The sequence below is a fragment of the Komagataeibacter melaceti genome, assembly GCF_003403295.1.
Lineage (GTDB): Bacteria > Pseudomonadota > Alphaproteobacteria > Acetobacterales > Acetobacteraceae > Komagataeibacter > Komagataeibacter melaceti.
Genome location: NZ_QUWV01000051.1, coordinates 17,623 through 29,265, shown reverse-complemented (window position 1 = coordinate 29,265; position 11,643 = coordinate 17,623). Strand labels below are relative to the sequence as shown.

The 11,643-nt window shown below is 56.2% G+C and carries 8 protein-coding genes and 1 pseudogene; 6 read left to right on the top strand and 3 right to left on the bottom strand.

Annotated elements, in window-relative coordinates; genetic code table 11:
• Positions 1-127: 127 nt before the first annotated feature.
• A pseudogene (locus DY926_RS07045) lies at positions 128-235 on the bottom strand (IS5/IS1182 family transposase); the annotation flags it as partial.
• Positions 236-781: 546 nt separating this feature from the next.
• Between DY926_RS07045 and DY926_RS07040 the strand changes: the two are divergent.
• The 5 genes from DY926_RS07040 to DY926_RS07020 all read left to right on the top strand — a co-directional run bounded on the left by DY926_RS07040 (position 782) and on the right by DY926_RS07020 (position 7,233).
• Entirely contained in the window at positions 782-3,091 is a 2,310-nt protein-coding gene (locus DY926_RS07040; protein WP_007396529.1) for a TonB-dependent receptor plug domain-containing protein, read from the top strand.
• A gap of 215 nt (positions 3,092-3,306) precedes the next feature.
• The gene (locus DY926_RS07035) at positions 3,307-4,908 is read left to right on the top strand and encodes a flavin monoamine oxidase family protein (protein ID WP_116702726.1); all 1,602 of its coding nucleotides are present in this window, start codon (positions 3,307-3,309) and stop codon (positions 4,906-4,908) included.
• On the top strand, positions 4,908-5,330 hold the full coding sequence (locus tag DY926_RS07030) for a c-type cytochrome (RefSeq protein WP_116702725.1): 423 nt from the start codon (positions 4,908-4,910) through the stop codon (positions 5,328-5,330). The genes DY926_RS07035 and DY926_RS07030 overlap by 1 nt, the downstream gene beginning before the upstream one ends.
• Before the next feature lie 4 nt (positions 5,331-5,334).
• On the top strand, positions 5,335-5,844 hold the full coding sequence (locus tag DY926_RS07025) for a RidA family protein (RefSeq protein WP_116702724.1): 510 nt from the start codon (positions 5,335-5,337) through the stop codon (positions 5,842-5,844).
• A 927-nt stretch (positions 5,845-6,771) separates the two neighbouring features.
• Positions 6,772-7,233 (top strand): YbaK/EbsC family protein, encoded by a 462-nt coding sequence (locus DY926_RS07020; protein ID WP_116702723.1) that lies wholly within the window; start codon positions 6,772-6,774, stop codon positions 7,231-7,233.
• A gap of 32 nt (positions 7,234-7,265) precedes the next feature.
• Here the strand turns inward: DY926_RS07020 and DY926_RS17810 are convergent, their stop codons facing one another.
• Positions 7,266-7,508, bottom strand: a complete 243-nt coding sequence (locus DY926_RS17810; RefSeq protein ID WP_225063190.1) for a hypothetical protein — start codon at positions 7,506-7,508, stop codon at positions 7,266-7,268.
• 3 nt (positions 7,509-7,511) lie between these two features.
• Positions 7,512-8,072: a recombinase family protein gene (locus tag DY926_RS07010; protein WP_116702722.1), complete on the bottom strand. Its 561-nt coding sequence runs from the start codon at positions 8,070-8,072 to the stop codon at positions 7,512-7,514.
• A 259-nt stretch (positions 8,073-8,331) separates the two neighbouring features.
• On the opposite strand from DY926_RS07010, the gene DY926_RS07000 reads away from it, so the two are divergent.
• Positions 8,332-11,625: an EAL domain-containing protein gene (locus tag DY926_RS07000; protein ID WP_241503097.1), complete on the top strand. Its 3,294-nt coding sequence runs from the start codon at positions 8,332-8,334 to the stop codon at positions 11,623-11,625.
• The last annotated feature ends 18 nt before the right edge of the window (positions 11,626-11,643 follow it).

Below are 11,643 nucleotides of genomic sequence, written 5' to 3'. Positions count from 1 at the left end.
CAGCAACGCCGTCAGAATGGCGGCATAACAACAACCGGGTATAGCTTATTCAAACCCAAAAACTGTCCGAACAGACGGGTCCACCTCTGATCGCATGCAGCTTCGTGTTCATGCCGCCTTTGGTGCGACCGATCAGGCAACCTGGATCCCTAACGCGCGCTCTACCGTGGGTCTTTGGGAAAAAGGGTCGCTGGCGCTCCATTTGTTCGTCCGTCAGCCAAAACAGGTCGCTCATCTCCTGTCTCCTCACAGAGCCTGAATCAGATTTCCGCAATCAAATCAATGGGTCCAGACCCAATTTTCATTTACCTTTGATTTCCGGAATTACTCAACGTTTATGAGTGTTATTTCGTCAAGGATTAAAATTATAAATATAACGTGACATACGGCAGAGTGTAGCATTCCGGCAACGTGCCGATATCGAAACGGTGTGATAGGTATTTTTTCCTCGATAATCATTACGTCCCGTTAATATCGTAAATAGATGGAAGAATCGCGGGGCATCATGAACAGACGAACTTCTCTCCTAATAACGACCATCTGCTCTTTTGTCTCTTTCGGAGCAGTTGCCGCCACACCCAACGGAAATCCTGTAACAGAGGAACAGAATCCAGGAAAAAGCGGAGCCGCCCGCGCACGTCGTGCAACGACAGCGCAGACGCATCCGCGTGCTGCGCAAAACCTGAAGCAGGAGAACAACACAGGTGTAAACAGTTCTGGTGTAGAAACAATAAATGTGTCGACGGGCACGCACACAGTGAATCGAAAGGCGCGTGACAGCATGAGTCCCGTCTCGGTTGTCAGCGCAGCAACCCTGCGCCGGTCGGGCCAGATGAACCTGGCTGATGCCCTGACCCGCACCTATGCCTCGATCAATGTCAGCACCATGGGGGCCGATGCGGGCGCCCTGACTTCTGCCATTCGCATGCGCGGTCTGAACCCGAATGAAGTGCTGGTACTTGTTGATGGCAAGCGCCGCCACACGACTGCCAACCTCTATGCGGATTCAGGCCCGGATTCAGGTTCGACCCCGGTTGACCTGAATATGATTCCGGCCAATGCCATCGATCATATCGAAGTGCTGGAAGACGGTGCGGCCGCCATGTATGGCTCCGATGCGATTGCCGGTGTGGTCAATATCATCACCAAGAAACAGGATCATGGCCTGAACCTGAGCGGCCAGACCGGCGCGAATGCCTATAACGGTGATGGCTGGGGCTACCAGCTCAATGCCGACGGCGGCATGAAGCTGGGGCAGGATGGATTCCTGCATATCAGCGGCCAGATGTACCATACGGACCACTTCGTGGCCAACAATGCGCGGGACCACCGCCTACTTGGTTCACAGCCTGCCGATGCCAGCAGTGCAACCTATACCGGCGTCAATGCCGGCAAGATTTCAGAACGCTCCAACAAGATCATGAGTACGCCGGAAGAAACACGTGAAAACCTGGCGATTGAATGGGGCAAGCAGTTTACGCCCGGTATCAATTTCTATGGGCTGATTACCTATGCCCATCGTCATGCGGAAGCTTATGAAAACTATCGCACGCCCACTGTAGGCGGCTCCTGCGAGGCCTGCGCCGCCATTGCGCCCTATGGTTTCTCACCACTGGAAACCATGGAAGAAAACGATTTTGCCGCCACCTTGGGCCTGAAGGGTGACAACTTCATGGGCTTCAACTGGGATATCAGTTCCACTTATGGTGAAGATATCGACAAGATCGGTAACAAGAATACCCTTAACACATCTTATGTTGCCGATTATGGCTCCAGCCCCCGTAAGGCACGGGCTGAAAGCTACAGCATGGTGCAATGGACCAACAACGTCGATTTCCGCCGTCGTTTCAAGATCGGGGACGTCGTTCCGATGACGCTTGCTTTTGGCGCGGAAGAACGGATGGAATCCTACAATATCACCGCAGGTAATCCCGTCTCGTACATGGGAGGCGGTACGCAGGGTTATGCCGGCATCTCCCCCGGTTCGGCTGGTACATGGTACCGTGACATCTGGGCATGGTATCTGGATGGGGATTTCCGCCTGACCAGAAAGTGGGAACTGGATTTTGCCGGGCGGCTGGAACATTACACTGACGTGGGCAATACGGAAAATGGCAAGATTTCAACACGTTACAACTTTACCAAGCGTATCGCCATCCGTGGCACCATCAGCACGGGCTTCCGTGCCCCGACGCTGGCTGAATCACATTTCAGCGCCGTCAATGTTTCGCCCACCGGTGCCAGTGGCCTGCTTGCCGCTGATTCCGCAGCGGCCCAGGCCATTGGCGCGACCAAGCTGAAGCCCGAGCGCTCGACCAGCGTAAGCGGTGGTATCGTGCTGGAACCTGTCGATGGTTTCCACGTTGAAGCCGACGTCTATCAGATCAATATGCGTGACCGCATCGTTCAGGATACGAATTTCGGCGGCTCTACCCCTTACGGTAATACGACACAGGGCGAGGTCGCGGCGCAGGCCATTGCCCAACTGGCTTCCCTGCCAACCGGCTTTACCGGTTATAACGATGTGTATGCAGATTATTTCACAAATGGTGCCAGCACCCGCACACAGGGCGTGGACATCAAGGCGGATTACATGTTCCGCTTCCATCAATACGGCAATCTTGCTCTGTCGATGTCGATCGACCTCAACCGCACCCGTCTGCATCATAACGGCGCGGACCTGAACCTTTCGGACATCGCGGCGATCACAACTGATTATCCGCGTAGCAAGATCATCCTGAACGCTTATTATACCTACAAGAACTGGGATTTTAATATCCGTCAGACCCGCTATGGCCAGACCAGTGACATGATGCAATATCAGGACTGGGGGCCTTCGGCTCTGCAGTACTCCAACAACGCCCTGCAGCAGTTCATCAATACGCCACACTGGCTGACAGATATTGAAATCGGCGTCCGGTTCAAGAAGAACTGGCACATGGCGGTTGGCGCCAATAACGTATTCAACGTGCGTCCACGCATGGTCCCGCAGGCGCTCAATGCGCTGGGCGCCATGCCCTATGATGAAGATTCCGCCCAGATCCCCATGTATGGCGGGTATTATTACGGCCGCCTTAACGCCAACTTCTGATCCTGTCTGACAGCTGAAGTCAAAATACCCATGGCCGACACCGTGGGTATTTTACTGATGATGGGCATAGACCCTGCTGTTTTCTAAGATCATTTTGCAATCCGCCCAAGACCAGGGAGGCACGATCTTCATATCCGCTCACATTGTTTCTGGACCGAATCTGTCCCGAGCAATGGAGCCAGGTGCATCACGGTTGTTGTTATGGGAATTTTCTGGTGACAAACGCTCATCCGCGCAAGGCGCCCACGCGCAGGCAACTTCTAACCCGGATCGGCACCCTTGCCGGCAGTGCCGCCCTGTATCAGGCCATGACGTCCATGGGGCATGCGCAGGGCACGGACTTTACAGCGCCCCCCGTCCTGTCCGGTGCAAAACGTGGCACACGCGTGCTGGTTCTGGGGGCCGGGCTCGCGGGCATGCTTTCCGCCTATGAACTGCGCAAGGCAGGCTACCATGTGCAGGTTCTGGAATTCCAGAACCGCGCCGGTGGCCGTAATATCAGCCTGCGTGGGGGCGATACCGTAACCGAGCTGGGAGGTATTACCCAGAAGGTCGGTTTCGCATCCGGAAATTACATCAATCCGGGTCCGTGGCGTATTCCCTACCACCATCAGGGCCTGCTGCATTACTGCCGCGAATTCGGGGTGGAACTGGAACCGTTTGTGGAACTGAACCACAATTCATGGCTTCATTCGAGCCGGGCGTTTGACGGCAAGCCGGTCCGGTATCGGGAATTCGCCTCGGATTTTCATGGTTTCACGGCGGAACTGCTGGGCAAGGCGATCAACCAGCACAAGCTTGATGACATGGTTTCGGCCGATGAGCATGATCACATCATGACCGCCATGCGACAGTGGGGCAGTCTGGATTCCGGGCTGAATTACAGCAAAGGTATTATCAGTTCCGAAACCCGTGGTTACGAAAAGGCGCAGGGTGGCGGCATAAATGGCGCGCCCGTCCCGTCCGAGCCATTTGCCCGCAAGGATGTCATGCGCTCCAGCCTGTGGACATGGCTGGCGTTCCACGAACGTCTGGACATGCAGACCACCATGTTCCAGCCCGTGGGCGGCATGGACATGATCGGCAAGGGCTTCAACAGGCAGGTGCATGACCTGATCACCCTGAACTGCAAGGTCACCGCGATCCATCAGGACGACAGGGGCGTAACGGTTACCTATAACGATATGACCCATGGCGGTGCCGTGCGTGAGGCGCAGGCCGATTACTGCGTATGCACCATCCCGCTTCCCATCCTGTCTCAGCTTGACGTGCAGGTTGGCGCACCGCTCAAGGCCGCGATCATGGCGGTGCCCTATGCTTCCTCCGTCAAGCTGGGGCTGGAATTCAAGCGCCGGTTCTGGGAGGAGGATGATCAGATCTATGGCGGCATCAGCTTTACCGACCAGCCGATCAGCCAGATTTCCTATCCCAGCCATGGCTACTTCTCCCGCGGGCCAGCGGTTCTGCTGGGGGGCTACATGTTTGGTCCGGCAGCATATGATTTTGCCGGCATGACCCCGCAGGAGCGGATTGAACATGCCCTTGCGCAGGGTGAGGTCTTCCATAAGCAATACCGCAAAGAATTTTCCAACGGCATCAGTTTTGCATGGAGCCGCGTGCCCTGGACCATGGGCTGCTGCTCGATGTGGAGCGAACAGGCCCGCAAGACCCATTACAAGGCCCTGTACACGATGGACAACCGCATCGTGCTGGCTGGTGAACATGCATCCTATGTGGGCTGCTGGCAGGAAGGGGCCATCCTGTCCGCACTGGATGCCGTAACCCAACTGCATAAACGGGCACAGGGAGCCAGCTGATGCGCAAGATCCTTTTCCTTTCCGTTCTTGCCTCCCTGCCGCTTCTGGCCTCCTCCCATCCCGCGCGGGCGGATAGCGCCAGCGCTGTTGTGGGTGAGGTCCAGCCCCTGAACACGGGCGAGGACGTATATCGCCATGTCTGCCAGGGCTGTCACATGCCCGACGGCAAGGGGGCGACCGGGGCAGGCGCGCAGTTCCCCGCCTTTGCCGACAATGCAAAACTGCAGAGCAGTGCCTATCCGGTTTATGTCATCATGAACGGATATGGCGGCATGCCATGGTTTTCGGGCACGCTGAAAGATGACCAGATTGCCAATGTGGTCAATTACATCCGCACGCATTTTGGCAATCATTATACGGATGCCATTACACCGGCCGATGTCGCCGCCCAGCGCCCCGCCACATCACCGCAGGAGCAGTAGACAGATGTTCGAGCTTAAGAAGACAGTTGCGGGCCTGACCATCATGACGGGTATGGCTGGTGCCGTCCCTGCCTGGGCCGATGACGGTATCGTGCGTCACTCCGCAGGCAAATTTCCCATTGCATCGTCTATCGAGGTTCCAGCCGGGGCGAGCACCATCTACCTCAGTGGCATGGGCGCGCCGGTGCAGGACAAGAAGGCGGACCCGCACACCCTTGCTGCCTACGGGGACACGCAGGCCCAGACCTTTGCTGCCCTGCTGCGTATTCAGGATGAACTGAAAAAGCTGGGTCTCGGCATGGGCGACGTCGTGCAGATGCATATTTACATGGTTGATGATCCCAAGCTGGGCAAACTCGATTTTGACGGGATGATGAAAGCCTACACCCAGTTTTATGGTACCGACAAACAGCTGAATCTGCCGGTCCGGTCGGCCTTTGGCGTTGCCCGTTTGGCCAATCCGGGCTGGCTGGTGGAGATCGAGGTTATTGCGGTGCGTATACCTGCGAAGTAATAGCCCACGATAGGATCAAAGCTCTTTACGGCATAAAACCATCGTGATTTCAAATTTCTATAGAGGATCGAAATGAGTAGACGGCCGATGCTGAGGCGCGGGGGAGATGAAGGCTCTGCAGCCGTTATTATCCCGTGCTCGGGCGCGCCGTGTGGATGACCATCGGGTCATCAGTGGTATCATTTATGTGATCGGTAACGGCCTGCCAGATAAAGTCGCTCGGCTGGGGACGGGCACCTTGCCGCAAGCATGGGTCTGCAGTGCGTTTGGATTTTGGGTGTGGACGAGGGCATGTGACCTGCCGACTGGTGTTCTATACCGAACATATGATCGCATGTGATGCGACAGGTTCGATGCGGGAAGGCTATGGCGCAGGAGGCCTCACGGAAGAGGCTGGACAACGTTACGACTGTGCGGCCCCCGGCAGAGGAACTGCCATTTAGCCGGAGCGACGCCGTGTTCTGCCGCTTCACCATCCTTCATTAATTGAATGTGGTCGCGGGTCTGCGCGAATCAGGCCGTGTGCTGTCTCTTTCAAGCATGGTTCTGTTCATTGATGTGATGGCCCCGGTTTCCTCCTGCTGGATAGCTGGCTACAGTCGATGAAATTGCTGCGTGATATCTCGCATGTGGGGGATGATTCCAGGCTGAATTTGCTCTGAAGACCGTTCAGATTGGTGGATTTCGCAAGCTGGGTTGTGGGCACGACAATCCCGACTGAGCCAGCTGTGGCCATCTGTTCCCTGCAGCAGGCCGCGTAGGGAGATTTAAAGCGCTTCGGGATCGGGGTAGAAGGAAGTTTCATGATTGATGTCGGCAGTTTCCAGATGGCACTGTTGTGAACCGTTTCGTGATTGTCTTGGAGAAGTACAGAATGTGTAATGATCCAGACGACCAACAGTTTTCCAGCATTGTGAGGGGATATAAATGAGCCGGGAATCCGTGCGGGCATTTTTCGAGGCAAACGCACCCGATATCGAACCTGTGGTGCTGACAGATAGTACTGCGACGGTGGTGGAAGCCGCGCAAGCGTTGGGCGTGCAGGAAGGGCAGATTGCCAAGACGCTGGCGCTGAAAGTGGGGGATGAGCGGATCCTGGTCGTCATGGCCGGGACGGGCCGACTGGATAATCGCAAGACGAAGGATGCGTTCGGGAACCGCCCCCGTATGCTGCCTGCGGATGAGGTGTTGGGACTGACAAGCCATCCCGTGGGAGGTGTATGTCCTTTCGGACTGCCGCAGCCTGTCAGAGTCTTCTGTGATACTTCGCTGCGTGCGTTTGACGAAGTCTGGCCGGCAGCAGGTGACCGGAACAGTTCCGTATGTCTAACGCCGGATCGGCTTGCAAAACTTGTTGGCGCAGAATGGGTTGACGTCAGCCAGCATTGATGCCGGATCTATCAGTAGACCCGACATAATGGTCATTTTTCCTTCTGGTGGCCGGAAAGGATCTGACGGAAAAGAAAAACAGAACCAAACGGGACGATCGAAAACAATGTGGACACCCAGAGGGTGTTATGCACCTTGAATGAGTATAGCGGCATTTCTAAGTATGAAGGTTCAACGCTTTCGCCCGTCGCGTCCTGAATGGCGGCAGCAAAACGTCCCACCTCGGCGCGATCATATCGACTGGCTGGTGTGACATGCAGGGTCAGCGTAAACAATTCTTACTTGTTATTGGTAACCGCCCGATAGATGGTGGCTTTATGCACGCCAAAACGGGCTGCGACTTCTGAAATGGAGAGGTTCTCGTCACGGACAAGCTTCCGGATCGTCGCAATCTGCTCTGCGCTGAGCTTGGCTGGCCGACCAAGATGGACACCCCGTTCCTTCGCCCGTTTTCGACCCGTTTCCGTGAGGTTGCGGCTTAATGCGCGTTCAAATTCAGCAATGCCGGCAAAAACACCAAGAATCATTTTCCCATAGGGAACGGTGGTATCGGCCCAGGGTTCACAAAGGGAACGCAGCCCTGCTCCTTTTTCACGCAGTCGATCGGCCACTTCCAGCAGGTGGGGCGTTGACCAGGCAAGACGGTCCAGAGAATAGACAATCAAAGTATCGTCAGAAGAAAGTTCCGTCAGAACATCACCCAGAATGGGCCAGTCCCGGCTCATTGTAGGAACTTTTTCCTCATATATTTTTTTACAACCCGCCTTTCGGAGCGCTTCTACCTGTTGGAGAAGCGTCGCTTCTTCCGCATTTTCGCGCGCGTACCCGATCAGCATCATATTATTCGTTTATATTGGCACATCAGTCTTATTTTATAGACGATTGCGCGAACGCATGGCCAGCATTTTTTTGTTTTCAAATGACGGGTCTTATGCAACAATAAATTCCGTTACGTCCTCATCACTTCCACCATCATACGGTTTCACATCAAGCAGAACGGCCACGCCACAAATATTTCATATTTTGGCCCAATAGCCAGCGGTCAGAAAACCCGAAACTTCCTTGCTGGTGCGAGTATTTTTGAGACAGGCGATACATATGAAGATGGCAACGGACAATGGCTGCTCTCTTGTGGTCCGTACGAATGAGACCTCGGTCAGAAACGGCTTTTTCAACTGGAACAACGTGATTGAGGTTGTAAACAGATCACTTCCCCTTTCACGCAGGTCAAATCTGTCTTCCTATCGCTTCGTCATAGGAACACAGGCCTGGGTCCGCACGAACCTGATCGATCTGGCCCGGTGGAGCAGTTGGGAATACGTTCTGCAGGGGGGGACACTGGAAATCGACAGCTTTGGCCCCTTTCAGGTTCTGTGGCTGCACCTGATTATTGATCCGGCGGGGGGAGAAATCATTTTCGGACCCAAGCATTCCGAAGCCGGCCTTATCCTGATCGACATTACATTTGGCAGCCCGGACCGCGCCGCGCCATTCAGCCTGATATTCCGCGGTAACGAGACCCTGACGGCATCCTATGACTCCGATACCCGCATCACGCTGGTCGGGCTGCTTGCGGGATCCGGGGTGGAACGAGACTGCGCGGCATGGGCGATCGTGCGCTGTGATGGGGATCCCTATGGGCTGTCCCGTCCTGAAAACTGGCAGCAGGGGGGAGAAGGGGCGGACACGCCCCCGCTTTTCCTCAAACGTTATCGGACACAGACCCCCCCAGAACGGCATCGTCATCCATTTACCTCCCAAAACACAACAGACAGGCAGACCAGACTAATGGGCGAACGACAGACATATCCCATTCCGGACAAACTGCTGGAAAGCATTGATACGGGTATCCTGCTTGTCAGCAATGATAACACAATCATCTTTGCTAATGATAACGCGGCCCGTATCTGGGGTGGTCCCACGCCCGGGCTGATCGGCCGGAAACTTGATATTCTCTTTCCCACCGGGACAGACATCCTGCCCTGTACCTTTGGTGAGAACCTGACGAATGTCGCACTGTGCCCATCTGGCGTATCCGGGGGTAACGTCTGTCGTTCCACTACGCAAAACCACCACCATCTGACCTTGCTGCGGCATGACGGCACGACGTTTTCTGCCGAGATGTCCGTGGCACGGGTCGAGGGGGCGGGACAGCAGGTGTTTGTCATTTCCCTGCGCGACGTGACACGGGATCTGTCCCGACGTGAGCAGGATCTGCATTACGCCAGCGTCGTGCAACGCAATGCATGTGGTATCCTGATACTGGATAGCCAGTGCCGCATTACCTATGCCAATGCATCGGCAGCCCGGTTTTCGGGCATCGGTACCGAGGGTATGGAAGGGGCTGATTTCTCGGCCTTTCTGTCCGGGCAGCAGGGCGATCTTGCGACATTACAGGCTTTTCGCCGTCGTCTGCAGCGCTGTCGGCCCTTTGAACTGGAAATCCATTCCCGCACCGACACAGGCCAGGACATCTGGCTTCTGGCAACCGTAACGCCCTTATGCAGCCCCTATGAGGAACTGCACGAAGTAATCGTGGTGCTGAATGACATTACGGGCAGCGAGCAGATAAAGGCGCTGCAGAAGGATATGATGGGAGCACTGGCCAGCAACCTGTCCTTCAACGAAATCCTCGCCTTGATGTGCCGGCAGATTGAACGTATCGCCCCGGATGTCGTAACACAGATTGTGGTCGTGGATGATGAACAGCGCATGCACCCCGTGGCGCGCGCACGGCTGCCCGCACAGATTGCCGAAGTCTGCACTGACCTGCAGATAGGCCCCGAGGTCGGGTCATGCGGCACGGCACTGTTCACCGGCAGGGAAGTGGTTACGCCAGACATTGAAGCCGATCCGAAATGGAAGGGGTTCTGGCAGTTTGTCGTCCCGCATGGCCTTATGGCCTGCTGGTCGGTGCCGATCCTGCTGCGTGACGGCCGGGTAGGTGGCAGTCTGGCTTTCTATTTCCGTGCCAAGCGCGCACCAGGCAGATGGCATCGGCGGATTGCCGATGCCTGCCTGCACCTGTGCGCGCTTGCCATCGAACAGCAGCGTTCGCGTGAGGATATCGCGCGGCTTACGCAGTATGACACGCTGACGGGCCTGCCCAACCGGACCGGGTTGCGGCACGGTATCAGGCAGCGGGCGGCACGCGCACGGCGCGAAAACCTGTTGGCCCTGATCATCAACCTTGATCAGTTCCGGGCCATCAATAACGGGTTGGGACGCCCGGCGGGTGACCGGCTGCTGGCGGCGCTGGCCAGGCGGCTATCCGGTCTCATTTCCAGTAATGACCTGCTGGCCCGCAGCGGAGGAGACGAATTCACCCTGATTACGACCGGTGGGGTGGAACGGGCCACGGCACTGGCCGATACCGTCATGAAAACCGTAGCGGAGCCGGTCATGATTGACATGGTCCCTGTTACCATTACGGCCAGTATCGGCATTGCGGATAATGACGGTGGCCGGCGGGAGATGGAAATCCTCATGCAGCAGGCGGAAACGGCCCTGTCGCAGGCGAAGAATGCCGACCGTAACTGCTACCGTTTCTTCAGCGAGGAAATGAACCGGCAGGCAGCGGACCAGATCCTGCTGGCCAACGCGCTGAAGCAGGCGATCAGGACGGACCAGATCTATCTGGTATATCAGCCGCAGGTCCATGCCGCGACCGGCCGGCTGGAAGGGGTGGAAGCCCTGGCCCGATGGACCGATCCTGCCCTGGGCATGATATCACCGGGCCGTTTTATCCCCCTGGCGGAAGAAACCGGACAGATCGAGGCAATCGGGCTGTGGTCACTGCGGGCGGCCTGTCGGCAGATGGCCCTATGGATGCAGGCAGGGGTGGACGTTCCGGTCGTCTCGGTCAACATATCCGCGCTGCATTTCAGAAATCCCGACCTGCCAGGCCTGATTGGCGAGATCCTGCACGAAAGCGGTATTCCCCCGCAGCGCCTGACCATCGAACTTACGGAAAGTGCGATGATAGAGAATTACGATCAGACCCTCATTGCCGCGCAGGAGATCCGGGCCATGGGCATCGGGCTTTCCATGGATGATTTCGGAACCGGTTTTTCCAGCCTGTCGAACCTTGCAAACCTCCCGCTTAACGAACTCAAGATTGACCGGAGTTTCATGGATGGCTTTGAACCGACAGGCAAGGTTCACTCTGTGGTCACGGCCATCATCCGTATCGGGCGGAGCCTGGGCATGACCGTGGTGGCGGAAGGGGTGGAAACGCAGGCGCAGCTTGACCTGCTCCGGCAGATCAACTGCGACGTGATACAGGGATATTTCTTTTCCAGACCGCTGAATGTGCAGGATCTTGAAGCATGGCTGAAGGCCCGCCCCAATACCGGGTGCTCACAGCCCGGCAGCCAGCATGACGCTGCATGAGACGGATATGAATAGCGG